A 17,855-nucleotide genomic window follows, 5' to 3' on the forward strand; every position below is an offset into this window, starting at 1 on the left:
AACATCTCGGCGGAACATGCCGTCGTTATGTCGCGCGCTTCTCTCTTCGATCATGGGCGGAAGGCCGTCGTGCCGCAGATAGTCCAGTTCACCTCTCCGCGCCACGTGGAGGTCGTCGACCAACCCCACGTGGACCTGCGACCGGGCCAGGTGCGCGTCCGCACCAGCTACTCCGGGATCTCGGCGGGCACCGAGCTGACCGCCTACCGGGGCACGAACCCCTACCTCAACCGCGACTGGGACCCGGAGCTGCGGCTGTTCGTCGCCGGCACGAGCGGGCTGCGCTATCCCGTGGCCGGGCTCGGCTACAGCGAGGTCGGCGAGGTGGTCGAGGTGCTGGCCGAGGAGCCGCACCCCGACGACCCGCGCCCCGGCCAGCAGGTGTGGGGCATCTGGGGGCACCGCGGCGAGGCCGTACTCCCGATCGAGAAGGTCCGCGGCTGTGTCGTGCCGGCCGGCCTCGACCCCGTCGCGGCCACCTTCGCCCGGGTCGGCGCCGTCGCGCTCAACGGGGTGCTGGCCGCCGACATCCACCTCTCCGAAGTGGTCGCCGTCTTCGGGCAGGGCGTGCTCGGCCTGCTCGCCACCCGGCTGGCCCAGCTCTCCGGCGCGACCGTGGTCGGCGTCGACGCGCTGCCGGCCCGGCTCGACAAGGCCAAGGAGTACGGCGCGGCCCACACCGTCGACGCCACCACCACCGACGTCGCGCTCGCCCTGCGGGAGCTGACCGACGGCCGGGGCGCGGACGTGGCGATCGAGATCAGCGGCCAGTACGCGGCCCTGCACGACGCGATCCGCGCGGTCGCGGTCGACGGGCGGGTCGTGGCCTCAGGGTTCTACCAGGGCGACGGCGTCGGGCTGCGGCTCGGCGACGAGTTCCACCACAACCGGGTCCGGATCGTCTCCTCCCAGATCGGGGGCGTGCCGCCGGAGCTCGCCGGGCGCTGGAACCAGGCCCGCCTCAACCAGGCGTTCCTGGCTCTCGCCCAGCAGGGCGCGGTCGACCCCGTCGGCCTCGTCTCGCACGTCATCGCGGTGGAAGAGGCGGCGGAGGCGTTCGCCATGCTCGACCACCGTCCGCAGGAAGCACTCCAGGTGGTGTTGAAGTTCTCATGATCAAGATCTCCTGCCAGGAGCAGCTGCTCCCCGGCGAGAGCCTCCAGGCGAAGTGGGACTTCGCCGCCCGCGCCGGCTACGACGGGATCGAGCTGCGGGCCAAGGGCGACTTCGCGTTCCGCGACCGGCTGCCCGAGCTGCGCCAAGCCGTCCGCGACGGGGTTCCGATGCCGTCGGTCTGCGTCGACATGCTGCACTTCATCGGCGCGTTCGACGCCGACCTGCGCCGCGACGCGATCGCCCAGCTCCGCTCGCAGCTCTCGGTGCTCGCCGAGATCGGCGGGGCGGTGGCCTGCACGCCGGCGTCCTACGGCATGTTCTCCCGACGGCTCCCACCGTTCGAGCCGCCGCGCTCCCCCGACGCGGACCGCGCCGTGCTGCTGGCCGCGCTGAGCGAGCTCGGCGAGCACGCCGCCGCCGAGGGCGTCGCCCTCGTGCTGGAGCCGCTGAACCGCTACGAGGACCACATGGTCAACCGGCTCGACGAGGCGGTCTCGCTGGTCGACGAGGTCGGGCTGCGGTCGGTGCGCGTGCTGGCCGACACGTACCACATGAACATCGAGGAGGACGAGCCGACGAGCGCGCTGGTGAAGGCGGCCGAGCACGTCGGGCACGTGCAGGTCAGCGACTCCAACCGGTTCCAGCCCGGCGCCGGGCACATCGACTGGGGCGCGCTGCTCGGCACGCTCGACGCGATCGGCTACGACGGGCACCTGGCCGTCGAATGCCGGCTGCGCGGCGAGCCCACGGCCGCGGTCGCCGCCATACCGGGGTTCCTGCGGCGGTGGTCATGACCCTCACCGCCGCGCCGCCCGTCCGCACCGCCGTCATCTCGCCGTCCGCGTCGCTCGACCGGGCGGCGCGCCGGGTCCTGGCCGCCAACTGGCGCCGCGGGGCCACCGTGCCCGCCGGCGGCCTCTACCCGCACCAGTGGAGCTGGGACTCCGCGTTCATCGCGCTCGGCCTGCGGCACTTCTCGCCGGTGCGGGCCCAGCGGGAGCTCGAGTCGCTGTTCGGCGCGCAGTGGGCCGACGGGCGCGTGCCGCACATCGTGTTCGACCCGCTCGTGCCGGCCGACGCGTACTTCCCCGGTCCCGCGTTCTGGCGGTCCGGCGAGTGCGCGGGCGCGCCGAGCGTGCCGACGTCGGGCATCGTGCAGCCGCCGGCGCACGCGCTGGCCGCCTGGGAGACGTTCCGGGCGGCGCCGCGGGTGGCCCGCTCGCGCCGCTTCCTCGAACGCCTCTACCCGCGCCTGGTCGCCTGGCACGACTGGCTGCTCTCCGCACGCGACCTGCGCGGGCGCGGGCTGGTCTCCGTGGTGCACCCGTGGGAGTCCGGGATGGACAACAGCCCCGCCTGGGACACGCCGCTGTCCCGGGTGGTGCCGCTGCCGCCGACCGAGCTCGCCCGGCGGGACCTGGCCCACGCGGCCGCGTCCGAGCGGCCCACGGACACCGACTACGGCCGCTACATCCGGCTGGCCCGCGACTACCGCGACTCCGGTTACCGCGAGACGCCCGGGTTCGCGGTCGAGGACCCGCTCTGCAACGGGCTGCTGGCCGCCGGCGAGCACGCGCTGGCCGCGATCGCCGCCGAGATCGGCCTCGACCCGGCCCGGCACCTGGCACGGGCGCAGCAGGTCACCGACGCCATGGTGGCCGAGTTGTGGGACCAGGCGGCGGGCACCTTCTTCGCCTACGACGTGCGCGGCGGCGCGGTGCTCCGGTCGTACTCGATCGCGGGCCTGCTGCCCCTGGTCGTGCCGGACCTGCCGGTCGCGACGGACCTGGTGAAGACCGCGCTCGGCGACCGGTTCCGGCTGGCCGACGCCTGCCCGCTGCCGAGCTACGACCTGACCGCGGCCGACCACGAGCCCGGCCGGTACTGGCGCGGCCCCGGTTGGATCAACACCAGCTGGCTGTTCTGGTACGGGCTGCGCCTGCACGGCGAGACCGCGCTCGCGGACGACCTGCGCGACCGGTTGCTGGCCCGGGTGCGGACGTGCGGTTTCCGGGAGTACGTGGACCCGCTGACCGGGGCCGGCTACGGCACCGACGACTTCAGCTGGACCGCGGCGCTGACGCTCGACCTGCTTCGCACCGCCCCGCGCCGGTGAGTCGTTAGGCGGATATGCGCACTCTCGTGTCCGGCGTGACCTGCCTGCTGACCGACGCCGGCGGCAACGTCACCGACGCCGGTGGCTTCTTCGTCGCGGACACCCGGCACCTGTCGCGCTGGGTGCTGACCGTGCACGGTCGCGCCCTGCGCGCGCTGGCGTCGTCGGCGGCCGAGGTGGTGCTGGCCCCGCCGACGGTCCGCAACGAGAACCCGCCGTTCGTGCTGCGGCGCATACAGCGCCTCGGCTCCGGGCTGCTGGTCGAGGAGCTGACGCTGACCAGCTTCGTGTCGTCGCCGCAGACGGTGCGGGTCGCGCTGTCGGCCGAGGCCGACTTCACCGACCAGTTCGAGCTGCGGTCCAGCCGCGTGTTCGACAAGTCCGACGCGACCCGCGAGGTCTCGGCCACGGACGGCGAGGTGGTCTTCGGGTACGCGCGGCGCGGCTTCCGCCGGCAGACCCGGATCACCGCGTCGCCGCCCGCCCGCCTGTCCGGCGACGGCGCACAGTGGACGGTGACGCTGCCGCCCGGCGGCACGGTCACGCTCCAGGCCAGGATCAGCGCCGGCGACGCCGCCGACGAGGTGCCGGCCCTCGTGGCGGCCGTGTCGAACCGCGGCGACGACCTCGACCGCTGTGTGGCGCGCGGGCTCGCCGACCTCGACAGCCTGCGGGTGCCGGCCGCCGACCTCCCGCCCATGGCCGACGTCGACCTCCCGCCCGGCGCGGTGGTGCCGGCCGCGGGCGCACCCTGGTTCCTCACCCTGTTCGGCCGCGACAGCCTGCTGACGTCGCTGTTCGCGCTGCCGTACCGCCCGGAGCTGGCCGAGGGCACGCTGCGCCTGCTCGCCGCGACCCAGGGCCGCGAGCACGACGTCTCCCGCGTCGAGGAACCGGGCAAGATCCTGCACGAGCTGCGCCAGGGTGAGCTCGCCACGCTCGGCGAGGTCCCGTACGCCCGCTACTACGGCACGATCGACGCCACGCCGCTGTTCCTCGTGCTGCTCGCCGAGCACCACGCGCTGACCGGCGACGACATCCTGGCCAAGGACCTGGAGCCGGCCGCCCGGGCCGCGGTCGGCTGGATGCTCGACGACGGCGGCATGCAGGCGACCGGATACCTGCGCTACCGCACCGACGGGGCGGGCCTCGTGCACCACTGCTGGAAGGACTCGGCCGACTCGATGGTGTTCGCCGACGGCACGGTCGCGGCGGGACCGATCGCGGTCAGCGAGGCGCAGGCGTACGCGTACCGGGCCCTGCGCGGCACGGCGGAGCTGGCCCGGTCGGCCTGGGGCGACCCGAGCTGGGCCGCCGACCTCGACCGCCGCGCCGACCGGCTGCGCGCGATGTTCTCCGCCGACTTCCGCCTGCCGAACGCGTTCGTGGCGCTGGCCCTGGACGGCGCCGACCGCCAGGTCGACGCGCTGGCCTCCAACGCGGGCCACGTGCTGTGGTCCGGCATCCTCGACGACTCGTGGGCGGCCCTGGTCGCCGACCGGCTGGCGGCCGACGACTTCTTCTCCGGCTGGGGCATCCGCACCCTCGCCGAGGGCCAGCCGCCCTACCACCCGCTCTCCTACCACCGCGGCGGCGTGTGGCCGCACGACACGGCGCTGGCGGTGGCCGGGCTGGCCATGACGGGACGCGCCGACGCGGCCGCCCGGATCGCGGAGGGCCTGGTCGCGGCCGCGTCGTCGGCGGACGGCCGGCTGCCCGAGGTGCTCACCGGCCTGCCCCGCCGCCCCGGCCAGCCACCGGTCCCCTACCCGCACTCCTGCTCACCCCAGGCCTGGGCGGCGGCGGCCCCACTGCTCCTGCGCTCGGTGCTCTAGCGTTTCGTGCCGGCGGCGACCCAGATGGTGAGCGCGGCCAGGAACTCGTCGCGGGCGCCGGCGGCGGCGACCGCGGCGAACCACGTCTCGCGCAGGTCCTCCGGGATCATGCCGGCCTCGGGCGGCACGGTCGGGTCGAAAAACGGGACCACGACGGCCGCCGAGGCGGGAGTCGGGAAGACGCAGGTCACCGCCGTCGCGGTCACGTCGGCCAGGCCGGCCCGGACGAGGCGGCGGCGCAGCGTGCGGCCCATGTCGTTGTGGTGGTCGGCCGCCAGGTTGAGCAGGTGGTCGCGCATGGTGGTGGCCAGGTCGGCCGGGACGCCGTCGACCGTGGCGGACTCCCAGTCGGTGTCGACCAGGACGACCCGCCCGCCGGGCCGGGTGACCCGTGCCAGCTCCCGGACGGCCCGGTCGGGGTCGGCCACGTGCTGGAGGACCCGCTCGGAGCGCACGCCGTCGAAGGTGCCGTCCGGGAAGTCGAGGGCCGTGATGTCGCCCTGGACGAAGCGGACCGGCAGGTCGGCCGGCGTGAGCTCCTGGGCGGCGCGCAGGGTGCGGGCGGACGCGTCCATCGCGACCACCTCGGCGGCGGTGGCGGCCAGGTCGCGGGCCACCTCGCCGGCCCCGGCGCCCGCGTCGAGCAGCCGCTGACCCGGCGCCGGGCGGAGGGCCTCGCGCGCGGTCGCGCGTACCCGCTGGATCTCGGGGTGGTCGGCCATCCGCCGCAGCACGCCGATCAGGATGTCGAAGATGGGCTCCGGCAGGGCGTCCACGTCGCTGAACGCCCCCGCGTCGTCGCGCTGCATGCCGGCCAGCCTAGTGCGCTACGCCCTCCGCGAACGACGGCCCGCGGGCGCGTCGGCTCGCCTAGAGTCGGCGGCGTGACGCGACCGCTGCTGCGCGAGGTGTACGGCCGGCTGCTGCGCCGGCGCCGGCTGCGGCAGGGCCGCACGATCGCCGACGTGGCCGAGGCGGCCCGGGTGTCCGCGCAGTACCTGTCCGAAGTGGAGCGCGGGCGCAAGGAACCCTCCTCCGAGGTGCTGGCCGCGGTCTGCGGGGCGCTCGGCGTCGAGCTGCCCGACCTGCTGACCGCCGCCGGCCGCGAGCTGGCCGCCGCCGACCAGCCCGCGGTCGCCCCCGTGCTGCGACTGGACGCCGCCCGCGCGGCGCGCGCACCCCGGTGGGGCGACGCCCAGCTCCGCGTCGCCGCCTAACCGACCCGGGCGAGCGGCGCCCGCTTGCGGTTCTGGACCACGTGGTCGGCGAGCCCGTACGCCACCGCCTCGGCGGCCGAGAACGTCAGGTTCCGGTCGATGTCGGCGCGGATCTTCGTGGTCGGGTGGCCGCTCACCTCGGCCAGGATCTCCTCCATCTCGGCGCGCACCTTGCTGACCTCCTTGGCCTGCACCGCCAGGTCCGGCAGCGTGCCGCGGGCCTGGCTCGACGGCTGGTGCAGGGCCACCTTGGCGTGCCGCAGCACCGCCCGCTTGCCCTGGGTGCCGGCGGCCAGCAGCACGGCCGCGGCCGACGACGCCTGGCCGAGGCAGAACGTGGCGATGTCCGGCCGGACGAACCGCATCGTGTCGTAAATCGCCGTCAGCGCGCTGAACGAGCCGCCCGGCGAGTTGATGTAGAGCCCGATCTCGAGGTCCGGGCTCGCCGACTCGAGGTGCAGCAGCTGCGCCATCACGACGTTGGCGACGCCGTCGTCGATCTCGGTGCCGAGGAAGATGATCCGCTCGGCCAGCAGCCGCGAGTAGATGTCGTAGGCGCGTTCCCCGGACGAGGTCCGCTCGATCACGGTCGGGATCGTGTACTGGCTCATCGTCACAGCCCCACCGGCTGGCGCGTGACCGACGGGCGCACGTCGTCGACCCGGCTCACCACGTGGTCGACCATCCCGTAGGCCAGGGCCTCCTCGGCGCTGAACCACCGGTCCCGCTTGCTGTCGTGGTCGACGGACTCGATCGGCTGGCCGGTGTGCCGGGCGATGAGCTCGACGAGGGTACGCCCGACCCGGTCGAGCTGGGTCGCGTAGATCTCGATGTCGGCCGCGGTGCCGCCGAACCCGGCGGAGCCCTGGTGCATCAGCACCTGGGCGTGCGGCAGGCTGTAGCGCTTGCCGGCGGTGCCCGCGCAGAGCAGGAACTGGGCCATGCTCCCGGCCAGCCCCATGGCGACCGTACGCACGTCGTTGGGGATCAACCGCATCGTGTCGTAGATCGCCAGGCCGGCGCTGACCGACCCACCGGGCGAGTTGATGTAGAGGCTGATGTCCGCGGCGGGGTCCTCGGCCGACAGCAGGAGCAGCTGGGCGCAGAGCCGGTTGGCGATCGGGTCGTCCACCTCCGCGCCGAGCACGATGATCCGTTGATGCAGCAGGCGCGTCGCCAACTGGTCGTCGAGCGAGGCGAAGCTCGTGTTCTGCATGGTCTCTCCCTCGTGGGTTCTGGCTGACCCCACGATGCGGAGACGGGTCGGTCGCGGGCCAGGCCGCGCTGCTGGCAGCAGCGCCGTTCAGCGCTCCGCGAACCCTTGACACCGCGGACCCACGCGATGTGCAATATATCGCGCGCCGGTGGCCGAGTCGCGAAGGAGACTGACCATGCCCCTCGCCGACTTCGACCGCTATCCGCTGCTGTTCGGACCGAGCCCCGTGCACCCCCTCGACCGGCTGAGCGACCACCTCGGCGGCGCCCGCGTCTGGGCCAAGCGCGAGGACTGCAACAGCGGGCTCGCGTTCGGCGGCAACAAGACCCGCAAGCTCGAATACCTCCTCGCCGACGCGCTGGCCACCGGGGCCGACACGCTGGTCAGCATCGGCGGCGTGCAGTCCAACCACACCCGCCAGGTGGCGGCGGCCGCGGCCCGGGCCGGGCTCAAGGCCGTGCTCGTGCAGGAGAGCTGGGTCGACTGGCCGGACCCGGTCAACGACAAGGTCGGCAACATCCTGCTGTCCCGCATCCTCGGCGCCGACGTGCGGCTCGTGCAGGAGGGGTTCGGGATCGGCTTCAAGGAGAGCTGGCGGCAGGCGCTCGACGACGTGCGGTCCGCCGGCGGGGTGCCCTACGCGATCCCGGCCGGCGGGTCCGACCACCGGCTCGGCGGGCTCGGCTTCGCCGGCTGGGCCGCCGAGGTGGAGCGGCAGGAGCGGGAGCTGGGCGTCTTCTTCGACACCATCGTCGTCTGCAGCGTCACCGGCAGCACCCAGGCGGGCATGATCGCCGGGTTCGCTGCGCAGGGCGGCCGGCCGCGGCGGGTGCTGGGCATCGACGCGTCGGCGAAGATCGACGAGACCCGGGCGCAGGTCGAGAAGATCGCCCGCAACACCGCGGCGCTGATCGGTCTCGACCGCGAGCTGGCGTCCGACGAGATCACCGTGCTCGCGGGCTGGGCCGGCGACTTCTACGGCATCCCGGTGGAGTCCACACTGGACGCGATCCGGCTGACGGCCCGGCTGGAGGGCATGATCATCGACCCGGTGTACGAGGGAAAGTCCATGGCCGCCCTCATCGACCTCGTCCGCGACGGCACGATCGCCCCTGATTCGCACGTCCTCTACGCGCATCTGGGCGGCCAGCCGGCGATCAACGCGTACAGCTCGGTCCTGTCGTGATCGTCGGATTGCCGAACGAAGGGTTGACCTGCCCAAACCGGCGCGCGTAGCAAGACCCTGTGTCCAGGACCGGGATCCAGCTCGTCGGACCGTTCGCGGTGGTGCGCGACGGCCGCGTGCTCCCTGACGCCCGGGTCGGCAGCCGCAAGGCCCGCACGCTGCTGGCCCTGCTGGCCGCGGAGCGCCGCGTGGTCCCCGTCGACCGCATCGTCGCGGCGCTCTGGCCGGGCCGGCCGCCGCAGCGCCCCGCCGACAACGTCGCGACCCTGGTCAGCCGGGTCCGCGCGGAGTTCGGGGCCGCCCTGGTCGAGGGCGGCCGCGGCGGCTACCGCCTGTCGGCCGAGATCCCGGTCGACCTCCACGAGGCGACCGAGGCGGCAGCCTCGGCCGAGCGGCTGCTCCCGACCGACCCGGCCGCCGCACTCGACGCGGGCCGCTGGGCCGAGGGCGTGCTCGCGGCCGCGCCGGCGCTCACCGACGAGCCGGTCTCCGACTGGGCCGCGGCGGTCCGCGCCGACCAGGCCGGCGCCCTGCGCCGGGCGCGGCAGGTGATCGCGGCGGCGGCGCTGGCCACCGGGCAACCCGCCCTGGCCCGCGATGCTTCCGCCGCCGCGCTCCGCGCGGACCCGTTCGACGAGGACGCGGCTCGCACGCTGATGCGCGCCCACGCCGCCCTGGCCGAGCCGGCCCGAGCGCTGGCGGTCTACGAACAACTACGCACGCTGCTCGCCGACGAGCTCGGCGTCGACCCCTCCACCGCCACCCGTACCCTCCACGTCACCATCCTCCGCGGCGACGCCGCACCGCCGCCCGGCCCGGCCGCCGACGCATCCCGCCGCACCGGGTCGGCCGCGTCGCCGCCTGGCGCGGCCCCGGCCGGCGGCACTGCGGCTGTCGATGTCGGTCCGTCATCCGGTGAGAGCGGCCTGGTCGGGCGGGCCGCGGAGGTCGACGTGCTGGCGCGGGCCTGGCGTGACGCGGTCGCCGGGCGGTCGCGGCTGGTGTTGGTCACCGGTGAGCCGGGGATCGGCAAGACCCGTCTCGCCGAAGAGGCGGCCCGCCTCGCCTCCGCCACCCCCGGCACCGTCGTCACCGTCCGCTGCTACGCGGCCGAGCGGTCGCTCTTCCTCCAGCCCGCCGTCGAGGCGATCGCCGACCTCGTCGCCTCGACCGACCCCGAACGGGTCCGGACCGCGGCCGCCGCCGGGGCCGGTGCCCTCGCCGCCCTCGTGCCGGCCGCCGCCGCCGTGCTCGGCGCCCCGCCCGCCGGCCACGGCAGCCCCGAGGCCGAGCGCCGCGCCGCCTACGAGGCGGTGACCGGCTTCCTGCGCGGCATCGCCGAGCCGCGCCCGCTGCTGCTCGTCGTCGACGACCTCCAGCACGCCGGCACCGCGACCGTCGAGCTGCTGCACTACCTGGCCCGGCACGCGGGCCACGCCCGCCTGCTCGTGGTCGCCACCGTGCGGGCCGCCGAGGGCCGCCCGGCCCTGGCCACCCTCGACGGCGTCGCCACGACCGTGCCGCTCGGTCCCCTCGACGAGCCGGCCATCGCCCACCTGGCGCGGGCCAACGGCCAGGACGCGCACGCCGCCGAGATCGCCCGCCGCACCCGCGGGCACACGCTGTTCGTGGTGGAGACCCTGCGGGCGCTCGCGGCCGGCGACACCGGCGTGCCGGAGTCGCTGCGGGCGGGCGTGCTCGCCCGGGTCCGCGCCGCCGACGCGGAGGAGCTCCTGCGGGCGGCCGCGGTGCTCGGCCCGTCGTTCGCCCCGGCCGCGCTCGCGGGCCTGCTCGGCATCGGCGTCGCCGACGCGACGCTGCGCTGCGACCGGCTCCTGGAGACCGGGCTGACCGTCGTGGCCGGCCGGGCCTACGAGTTCGCCAACGACCTCGTCCAGGAGGTCCTCTACGACGCGACGCCGGCGCCGACCCGGCTCGCCCATCACCTGCGCGCCGCCGACGTGCTCGCCGACAACCCGGAGGCGGTGGCCCGGCACGCGCAGGCCGCCGGTGACGACCGCCGGGCCGGGCGCGCGTGGCTGGCGGCAGGGCGGCGGGCGGCCCGGCGCTACGCCGCCCCCGACGCGGAGGCCCTGCTGGACAACGCGATCGACGCCGCCGACCGGTGCGCCGACCCCGAGCTGCGGACCAGCGCGCTGCTGCTGCGGGCCCGGGTCCGGGAGACGATGTTCCGGTTCGACGACGCCCTCGCGGACGCCGGCGTCGCCCTGTCGCTCAGCCGTGAGACCGGCGACCGGCGCGCGGAGATGGCGGCCCTGCGCGAGCTCGGCGGCCCGGCCTGGGCGGGCAGCGGGCGGCCGGTCGACACCGGGGTCGGGCACATGCGGGCGGCGCTGCGGCTGGCCGAGCAGCTGGGCGACCGGGGCGCCGAGGCGGAGCTGCTCGGCTGGCTGGCCGTCCTCAGCAGCAACCAGCTCCGGTTCGTCGAGGCCCTGGCGTACGGGCGACGGGCCCGCGACGCCGCCCGGGGCGCCGGTGGGGCCGGGCTGGCCGCGGCGTTCGACGGGCTGAAGACGGCGTACGCCTACCTCGGCGAAGTGGCCGAGCTGTCCGCGCTGCTCGAAGAGCTGGAGCCCCTGGTGCGCCAGGCCGGCGACCTCTGGTTCCTGCAGTGGTGCCGCTTCGAGTCGGCCTTCCCGCACCTCGCCGCCGGCCGCTGGGCGGAGGCGGCGGCCCGCGTCCACGAGGCGATGGCGATCAACGCGCGCAGCGGCTACCAGAGCTACGCCTCCTGGTACCTGGCCCACCTCGCCTGGATCGCCCGCCTCGACGGCCGCCGGGCCGACGCGCTGGAGCTGGGCCACCGGGCGTCCACCTTGGACTCCCACGCCTGGTTCGCCGGAGCGGTGGCCGCGCTGCACGGCACGGCCCTCGTCGAGTACGGCGACCCGGCCGCCGCCGTCCCGGTCCTGGAGGCCGGCCTCGCGGTCAGCGAATCCCACCGCACCGCTGCCTGGCGGCTGCGCTGCCTCGCCCCGCTGGCCGAGGCGACCGGCGACCCGGCCCTGCTCGACGAGGCCGACGCGATGCTCCGCGCCGTCGTCGCCCCGCCGGACGCGGCCTGGCTCTACGGCGCCGACGCCTACACCTCGGTCGCCCGGGCGTGGCTGGCGCGCGGCGAGCCGGAGCGCGCGGCCGCCCTGCTCGACCCCCTGCTGGCAGCCGGTGACCGCACCGGCTGGCGCGCGCCGCTGGCCGCCGCCCGCGCGGTGGCGGCGCGGCTTCAGAACAGCTCCGCCAGCAGCGCGGCGGCCCGGTCGGCGCCGTCGGTCTCCACGGGGCGGTAGTCGACCGGTCGGCCCAGCTCCTCCGCGATCAACGCGGCCAGGTCGTCCGTCTGTCCATAGTCGACGTAGCGGCCGGCGCGGTAGGCCGCGAGCCGGTGCCGGACGTGCACGTTCTGCTCGAAGTGGTTGCGCAGCGGGATGTAGAGGAACGGGCGCCGGTGTGCGGTGAGCGTCATCGTGGTGGTCAGCCCGCCGTGCGTGATCGCCAGGTCGCAGGCGGCCAGCAACCGGTGCAGGCGATGCACGTACCCGTGCACCTCCAGGCCCTCGCGGGGGGTGAACCGCGCCGGATCCACCCGCGGGCCGGCCACCACGACCAGGCGCAGCCCCGGCACCGCGCGGCGGGCGGCCGGGAACGCGTCGACCACCTTGCGCAGCAGGTCGCCGCCGACGCCCGAGCCGCCGACGGTGGCCACGCACACCGGCTCGCCGGGTGCCCAGCCCAGCTCGGCCCGGATCGCCGCCCGCTCCTGTTCGCCGACGGGCGCGAAGTCGCAGACGTACCCGCTGAAGTCGAAGTGCCGCAGGGTCCAGTCGCGGACGCTGGGCAGCCCCGGCCCGAGCGGGTCGGCGACCAGGTCGTCGGGGTTGCCGACGAACACGGAACGGTCGCGCAGCCGGGGGAAGCGGGCGATCTGCTCGACCATCTCGGCGTTGTAGTCGGCGGTCAGCTCCGCCTCGGCCGCGCCACCGGACGGCATCGGGAGCCAACCGACGAAATCGGTGAGCCAGGCGTACGCGGACCGTTTCAGCTCCGGGTTCTCGTGGAGGAAGTAGTCGAGCTCCCAGGCCTCGTCACCGACCCAGAGGTCGTAGTGCTCCCGCTCGACGAGGTCGGCGAAGACCATGAAGTTGGCGACCAGGATCTCGTCCATCCGCCGCACCGCCTGGAACGCGTGCAGGTCGTGCTCGCCCGCCTCGCTCTCGATGTGCGCGGACTCGGCGGCCAGGTGGGCCGAGGCCGGATGCACCCGCTCGCCCCGCCGGCGCAGCACCTCGGTCACGGGGTGCTGCGCCAGCCAGTCGACCTGGACACCGGGCCGCTGCCGGCGCAGGGCGTCGACGATCGCCGCGTCCCGCTCGGCGTGGCCGAGGCCGATCGGCGACGACAGGTAGAGCACGCGGCGCGGTCGGTCGAGCGGACGGGTCCAGCGCACCGGCGGCGCCGGCACGCCGGTGACCTCGCGGACGAACTCGCGCAGCAGCCGGTTGACCACCACGGGCTCCCGGGCGTGCGGGAGGTGGTCGGCGCCGTCGAGCACCACGTCGCGGGCGCCGGTGAGCTGGGCGGTGCGGACCATCTCGGCGCGGCTGCGGCAGTGGTCCTCGGATCCGCGGATCACCAGCACCGGGCGGTCGATCGAGCGCAGCAGCGCCTCGGCCTCGGCCCGGTCGCGGACGCAGCGCTCCGACCGCTCGGCGGCGATCAGCGACTCCGGCGTGGTCCGCTCCGCCCAGTCGACGGCGTCCTCGATCTGCTTGGTCGAGTGCGGCTCGCTGATCACGGTGTGGAAGAAGAACTCCGCGAACGCACGCAGGTCCTGGCGCCAGAAGTGCGCGTTGAAGCGCTCCCAGCCCGTGTAGTCGGTGCGGACCACCTCGAAGTGCGCTCGCATGCGGTGGGGCGGCAGGTCGTCGAGGAACGGGCCGACGGGCGCGATGGCCACGGCGCCGATGACCCGCTCGGGATGGCGGGCGGTGGCGACCAGCGACCACCAGCCGCCCCGGCTGAGCCCGACGAGCACCGCCTTGGTCGCGCCGACCGCGTCAAGCACCGCCAGCACGTACGCCAGGTGGGCGTCGTCGCTGTAGGCGGCCGGGTCGGTCGGCCGGTCGGAGCGGCCGTTGCCGGGCGGGTCGATCGTGACGACGCGGAACTCGCGGGCCAGGAACGGCACCTGCGCCTTCCAGTGCCGCGAGTCGATGATCGACCAGGCCGGCAGCAGCGCGACCGTCGGCGCGTCGGGGTCGCCCGGTTCGAAGACCTCGTACCCGATCCGGACGCCGTCGTGTTTCACGTACCCCTGGATGTCGGGTTGTCGTGCCCGCATGGCGCGCTCCTCTCCCCGCCCGCCAGCCTGCCCGGTGGCGTTGCAACGTGGTTGCAAGCAGCCTGCAACGTCGCCGAGGAGGGTCGGAAGGGACGAGTTCGTTCCTGGAGGGGGAAGCACGATGGCAGTGGACAATGACCGGTTGATGGAGTTCCTCGGCCGGTTCGTGGGGGATCTCGGCGCGACGATGGCGGCCGGCAACGTGGTCGTCGGTGAGCGGTTGGGGCTCTACCGGGCGCTCGCCGCCGCACCGCGGACGCCGGCCGACCTGGCCGAGGCGACGGGCACCGACGCGCGCTACGTCGACGAGTGGCTGCGCGGTCAGGCGGCCGGCGGATACGTCGAGTATTCGGCGGCGACCGGCGAGTACTCCCTCACCGAGGAGCAGGCGTTCGCGCTCACCGACCCGACCGGGCCCGTGTTCGTGCCGGGCGCGTTCCAGCTGGCGCTGGGCGCCCTGAAGGCGGAGCCGCGGATCACGGCCGCGGTACGCAGCGGCGACGGCGTCGGCTGGCACGAACACGACGGCGAGGTGTTCGAGGGGTGCGAGCGGTTCTTCCGGCCCGGCTACCTGGCCAACCTGACCGCGGCGTGGCTGCCGGCGCTCGACGGCGTCGAGGCGAAGCTGCGGGCCGGGGCCACGGTGGCCGACATCGGCTGCGGGCACGGCGCGTCCACCCTGCTGATGGCCGAGGCGTTCCCGGCGTCGCGGTTCGTGGGCTCGGACTACCACGACCAGTCGATCGCCCAGGCGCACAAGCGGGCCGCCGACGCCGGTGTCAGCGACCGGGTGTCGTTCGAGACGGCGACCGCGCAGACCTTCGGCGGCGGGCCGTTCGACCTGGTCACGACGTTCGACGCGATCCACGACATGGGCGACCCGCTGGGGGCGGCCCGACACGTCCGGGAGGCGCTGGCCACCGACGGCACCTGGATGATCGTGGAGCCGCGGGCCGGCGACACGGTCGCCGAGAACCTCAACCCCGTCGGCCGGGTCTACTACGGGTTCTCGACGTTCCTGTGCGTGCCGAACGCGCTGTCGCAGGACGGCGGCTACGCCCTCGGCGCCCAGGCCGGCGAGGCGGCGATCCGGCGGATCGCGACCGAGGCCGGCTTCACCCGGTTCCGCCGGGTGGCCGAGACGCCGTTCAACCAGGTGTACGAGGCGCGCCCGTAAAGATTTCGCCGGGGCTGTCGATTCCGGCATCGTGGGGTTCGTCGGTGCGGTGAGGGAGCCGCACCGCGGCTCCGCGGATCGGGAAGGCGATGGCCATGACGAAATACATGCTGCTGATCCTCGGCGACGAGGCCGAGTGGTCGGCGATGACTCCGGAGCAGTGGCAGGCCCACGACGAGGCGCACCACGCCTTCCGGGAGGCCGCCGGCGACCGCGTCCTCGGCGGCCAGCAGCTCGAGCCGCCCGCGGTGGCGACGACGCTGCGGTCCGGTCCGGACGGCGGGCTGGTGATGACCGACGGGCCGTTCCTGGAGACCAAGGAGGGGGTCGGCGGGTTCTACCTGCTCGAGGCCGACCACCTCGACGAGGTCACCAAGCTGGTGGCGCTGCTGCCGGAGGTACGGGCCGGGCACAGCGGCGTCGAGATCCGCCCGGTGGTCGACCACGGATGAGCGCCGACGAGGCGGTCGTCGCGGCGGTGGCGGAGGCCCACCGCCGCGAGTGGGCCCAGGTGCTGGCCACCACCGCCCAGGCGACCGGCGACCTGGACCTCGCGGAGGAGTGCGCCCAGGACGCGTTCGCGCAGGCGCTGGTCGTGTGGCCGGCCAGCGGCGTCCCGGACCGGCCGGGCGCCTGGCTGACCCGGGTCGCGCGCAACCGGGGTCTGGACGAGCTCCGCCGGCGGGCCGCGTTCCGGCGCCGGATGCCGCTGCTCGTCCTCGACCCCGTGGGCGAAGGGCCCGACGCGGCGCTCGACGACGACCGGCTTAGGTTGATCTTCACCTGCGCGCACCCGGCGCTGGCGCGGGAGGCCCAGGTGGCGCTGACGCTGCGGCTCGTCTGCGGGTTGTCGACCGCGGAGGTGGCCCGGGCGTTCGTGGTGCCGGAGCCGACGATGGCAGCCCGGATCACCCGGGCGAAGAAGAAGATCGCGACGGCCCGGATCGCCTATCGCACGCCGGCCCCCGACGAGCTCGGCGCGCGGGTCGACGTGGTGCTCGAGGTCGTGCAACTGATCTTCAGTACGGGGCACGCCGCGCCGGCCGGTCCCGCCCTGCTGCGCCACGACCTGCTGGACCGGGCGCTGGACCTGGGCCGGCTGCTGCACCTGCTGATGCCGACCTCGGCCGCGGTCAGTGGGCAGCTGGCGCTGATGCTGCTGATCGACGCCCGCTCGGCAGCCCGGGTGTCCGAGTCCGGGCGGCTGCTGCTGCTGTCCGAACAGGACCGTGCAATGTGGAACCATGCGCTGATCGCCGAAGGGGTGGCCCTGCTGGTCGACGCGCTCCGCCGTGGTCCGGTGGACCGCTACTCGCTGCAGGCCGCGGTCGCGGCGGTGCACGCCGAGGCGCCGTCGTGGGAGGCGACCGACTGGTCGGAGATCGTCGCCCTCTACGACCGGCTGCTCGTGCTCTGGCCCTCGCCCGTCGTGGCGCTGAACCGGGCGGTCGCCATGGGGATGCGCGACGGGCCGGCCGCCGGCCTGGCCGTCCTCGACCCGTTGCTGCGCGAGCCGGCGCTGGCCGCCTATCCCTATCTGAGCGCGGCCCGCGCCGACTTCCTGCGGCGGCTGGAGCGGTGGGACGCGGCCGCCGAGGCGTACGAGGAGGCGCTGGTGCTGACCGACAACGACGTCGAGCGCCGGTTCCTCCTCGCCCGCCTCGACGAGGTCCGCGGACTGGCCTAGGCGGCCGGCACGAGCGGGTTGGTGGGGTGATAGAGGCCGTCCGGGTTGTGGTACCAGAGCCACACGTGCATCGTGACGAGCTTCGGATGCCAGAAGCCGAACGCGGCCGCGCCGTTGGTCTTCGCGCAGTCGGCTTCCTGCTCGGTGGGCACGAACGTGCCGTCGGCGTAGTGGCAGGCCGCGTCGAACGAGCCGTAGGTCGCGCCCGGCAGCGGTGGTGCGGCCGGCTGTTCGGGCCAGACCCACTCGAGGGCGCCGAGCTGCCATGCGTCGCCGTTCCTGACGTAGACCAGGATCGCGGGCGTCGTGACGTCGAAGTCGGTGACCTCCGGGTTGAGGTAGTGGTAGCCCATCCCGGGCATCATCGGGGTGATGACCTGGTAGCCGGCGGCCTGGGCGGCGGGCAGGTCGGTGACGTACTTCGCGGTGGAGGCGCGGGCCTTGCCGAGGGCGGTGGCCAGCTCTGGTGAGGTGCTGCTCGCGGTGTGGGCCGTTCCAGGTGCCGGCTCCGGCTTTGATCCGGCGCAGGCGGCTGTGACGAGCGTCAGGGTCAGGGCCGCCGCGGCGGCGAGGGCGCGCCTCACTTGTAGAAGTAGGGGTCGAGGACGCGGACCTCGCTGATCTGGTCGACCGGCAGCGCGTTGCGGGTGGCGGCGCGGCGGACGGCTTCGGGGTCCGGGGCGTCGTACACGCAGAAGGTCCTGGTCTTGTCGGTGCTGACGTAGGAGTGAAGCCAGGTGACCCCCTCCTCCGCGTTGCGGTCGACGACGTTCAGGCAGGTCGCCGCGCCGCTGTCGTCGACGGGGATGTGCAGGCCGTCGGCGAAGGTGCGCTCCACGATGTACCTGGGCACTGTTGTGTTCCTTTCGGTTGGGTGTGCCCATCACCGTAGGAATGGGGCGCGGCCCAGGATTCCGAGGAATTACCCAGGTTGCGGGGTCCGGCG

The 17,855-nt window shown here is 74.7% G+C and carries 15 protein-coding genes and 1 pseudogene; 10 read left to right on the top strand and 6 right to left on the bottom strand.

Translation table 11 applies throughout. The features are described 5' to 3' along the window. Nucleotides 1-129: 129 nt before the first annotated feature. The 4 genes from O7635_RS32535 to O7635_RS32550 are packed head-to-tail and all read left to right on the top strand — an operon-like array spanning nucleotide 130 to nucleotide 5,067. Nucleotides 130-1,116, top strand: coding sequence for a zinc-binding alcohol dehydrogenase (locus O7635_RS32535; protein ID WP_278084321.1), 987 nt, complete (start codon nucleotides 130-132; stop codon nucleotides 1,114-1,116). After that, on the top strand, nucleotides 1,113-1,910 hold the full coding sequence (locus tag O7635_RS32540) for a sugar phosphate isomerase/epimerase family protein (RefSeq protein WP_278084322.1): 798 nt from the start codon (nucleotides 1,113-1,115) through the stop codon (nucleotides 1,908-1,910). The genes O7635_RS32535 and O7635_RS32540 overlap by 4 nt, the downstream gene beginning before the upstream one ends. Then, nucleotides 1,907-3,232 (top strand): trehalase family glycosidase, encoded by a 1,326-nt coding sequence (locus O7635_RS32545; RefSeq protein WP_278084323.1) that lies wholly within the window; start codon nucleotides 1,907-1,909, stop codon nucleotides 3,230-3,232. Before O7635_RS32540 ends, O7635_RS32545 begins: the two co-directional genes overlap by 4 nt. Before the next feature lie 14 nt (nucleotides 3,233-3,246). Further along, on the top strand, nucleotides 3,247-5,067 hold the full coding sequence (locus O7635_RS32550) for a glycogen debranching N-terminal domain-containing protein (protein ID WP_278084324.1): 1,821 nt from the start codon (nucleotides 3,247-3,249) through the stop codon (nucleotides 5,065-5,067). Here the strand turns inward: O7635_RS32550 and O7635_RS32555 are convergent. Then, on the bottom strand, nucleotides 5,064-5,876 hold the full coding sequence (locus O7635_RS32555) for a methyltransferase domain-containing protein (RefSeq protein WP_278084325.1): 813 nt from the start codon (nucleotides 5,874-5,876) through the stop codon (nucleotides 5,064-5,066). The two genes, O7635_RS32550 and O7635_RS32555, sit on opposite strands and share 4 nt — an antisense overlap. 87 nt (nucleotides 5,877-5,963) lie before the next feature. Between O7635_RS32555 and O7635_RS32560 the strand changes: the two are divergent. Continuing rightward, nucleotides 5,964-6,158 (top strand): annotated as a pseudogene (locus O7635_RS32560) (helix-turn-helix transcriptional regulator); the annotation flags it as partial. Nucleotides 6,159-6,280: 122 nt separating this feature from the next. On the opposite strand, the gene O7635_RS32565 reads toward O7635_RS32560, so the two are convergent. Both O7635_RS32565 and O7635_RS32570 read right to left on the bottom strand, forming a co-directional pair. Further along, complete coding sequence (locus O7635_RS32565) at nucleotides 6,281-6,895, bottom strand: ATP-dependent Clp protease proteolytic subunit (RefSeq protein WP_278084326.1); 615 nt, start codon at nucleotides 6,893-6,895, stop codon at nucleotides 6,281-6,283. Between the two features lie 2 nt (nucleotides 6,896-6,897). Continuing rightward, on the bottom strand, nucleotides 6,898-7,500 hold the full coding sequence (locus O7635_RS32570) for an ATP-dependent Clp protease proteolytic subunit (RefSeq protein ID WP_278084327.1): 603 nt from the start codon (nucleotides 7,498-7,500) through the stop codon (nucleotides 6,898-6,900). 175 nt (nucleotides 7,501-7,675) lie between these two features. On the opposite strand from O7635_RS32570, the gene O7635_RS32575 reads away from it, so the two are divergent. Together O7635_RS32575 and O7635_RS32580 are read left to right on the top strand one after the other, a co-directional pair. After that, nucleotides 7,676-8,686, top strand: coding sequence for a 1-aminocyclopropane-1-carboxylate deaminase (locus tag O7635_RS32575; RefSeq protein WP_278084328.1), 1,011 nt, complete (start codon nucleotides 7,676-7,678; stop codon nucleotides 8,684-8,686). Nucleotides 8,687-8,745: 59 nt separating this feature from the next. Beyond that, nucleotides 8,746-11,994 carry an AAA family ATPase gene (locus tag O7635_RS32580; protein WP_278084329.1) on the top strand — a complete coding sequence of 1,083 codons (3,249 nt, stop codon included), beginning with the start codon at nucleotides 8,746-8,748 and terminating at the stop codon, nucleotides 11,992-11,994. Here O7635_RS32580 and O7635_RS32585 read toward each other — a convergent pair. Then, the gene (locus tag O7635_RS32585; protein ID WP_278084330.1) at nucleotides 11,931-14,045 is read right to left on the bottom strand and encodes an alpha/beta hydrolase; all 2,115 of its coding nucleotides are present in this window, start codon (nucleotides 14,043-14,045) and stop codon (nucleotides 11,931-11,933) included. The genes O7635_RS32580 and O7635_RS32585 overlap by 64 nt on opposite strands. 121 nt (nucleotides 14,046-14,166) lie before the next feature. Here O7635_RS32585 and O7635_RS32590 point away from each other — a divergent pair, with 121 nt between their 5' ends. The 3 genes from O7635_RS32590 to O7635_RS32600 all read left to right on the top strand — a co-directional run bounded on the left by O7635_RS32590 (nucleotide 14,167) and on the right by O7635_RS32600 (nucleotide 16,909). Next, complete coding sequence (locus O7635_RS32590; protein ID WP_278084331.1) at nucleotides 14,167-15,222, top strand: class I SAM-dependent methyltransferase; 1,056 nt, start codon at nucleotides 14,167-14,169, stop codon at nucleotides 15,220-15,222. A gap of 95 nt (nucleotides 15,223-15,317) precedes the next feature. After that, entirely contained in the window at nucleotides 15,318-15,674 is a 357-nt protein-coding gene (locus O7635_RS32595) for a YciI family protein (protein ID WP_278084332.1), read from the top strand. Nucleotides 15,675-15,733: 59 nt separating this feature from the next. After that, nucleotides 15,734-16,909, top strand: a complete 1,176-nt coding sequence (locus O7635_RS32600; RefSeq protein WP_278085626.1) for a DUF6596 domain-containing protein — start codon at nucleotides 15,734-15,736, stop codon at nucleotides 16,907-16,909. Here the strand turns inward: O7635_RS32600 and O7635_RS32605 are convergent. After that, on the bottom strand, nucleotides 16,906-17,493 hold the full coding sequence (locus O7635_RS32605) for a hypothetical protein (protein WP_278084333.1): 588 nt from the start codon (nucleotides 17,491-17,493) through the stop codon (nucleotides 16,906-16,908). The genes O7635_RS32600 and O7635_RS32605 overlap by 4 nt on opposite strands. Next, the gene (locus O7635_RS32610; protein WP_278084334.1) at nucleotides 17,490-17,762 is read right to left on the bottom strand and encodes a DUF4242 domain-containing protein; all 273 of its coding nucleotides are present in this window, start codon (nucleotides 17,760-17,762) and stop codon (nucleotides 17,490-17,492) included. Before O7635_RS32610 ends, O7635_RS32605 begins: the two co-directional genes overlap by 4 nt. Nucleotides 17,763-17,855: the final 93 nt, after the last annotated feature.

It is taken from the genome of Asanoa sp. WMMD1127 (genome assembly GCF_029626225.1).
GTDB lineage: Bacteria > Actinomycetota > Actinomycetes > Mycobacteriales > Micromonosporaceae > Asanoa.

Coding starts and splice junctions, on each gene's coding strand:
- O7635_RS32540 (WP_278084322.1), top strand. CDS start 1,113: ATGATCAAGATCTCCTGCCAGGAGCAGCTGCTCCCCGGCGAGAGCCTC.
- O7635_RS32545 (WP_278084323.1), top strand. CDS start 1,907: ATGACCCTCACCGCCGCGCCGCCCGTCCGCACCGCCGTCATCTCGCCG.
- O7635_RS32550 (WP_278084324.1), top strand. CDS start 3,247: ATGCGCACTCTCGTGTCCGGCGTGACCTGCCTGCTGACCGACGCCGGC.
- O7635_RS32555 (WP_278084325.1), bottom strand. CDS start 5,876: ATGCAGCGCGACGACGCGGGGGCGTTCAGCGACGTGGACGCCCTGCCG.
- O7635_RS32565 (WP_278084326.1), bottom strand. CDS start 6,895: ATGAGCCAGTACACGATCCCGACCGTGATCGAGCGGACCTCGTCCGGG.
- O7635_RS32570 (WP_278084327.1), bottom strand. CDS start 7,500: ATGCAGAACACGAGCTTCGCCTCGCTCGACGACCAGTTGGCGACGCGC.
- O7635_RS32575 (WP_278084328.1), top strand. CDS start 7,676: ATGCCCCTCGCCGACTTCGACCGCTATCCGCTGCTGTTCGGACCGAGC.
- O7635_RS32585 (WP_278084330.1), bottom strand. CDS start 14,045: ATGCGGGCACGACAACCCGACATCCAGGGGTACGTGAAACACGACGGC.
- O7635_RS32590 (WP_278084331.1), top strand. CDS start 14,167: ATGGCAGTGGACAATGACCGGTTGATGGAGTTCCTCGGCCGGTTCGTG.
- O7635_RS32595 (WP_278084332.1), top strand. CDS start 15,318: ATGACGAAATACATGCTGCTGATCCTCGGCGACGAGGCCGAGTGGTCG.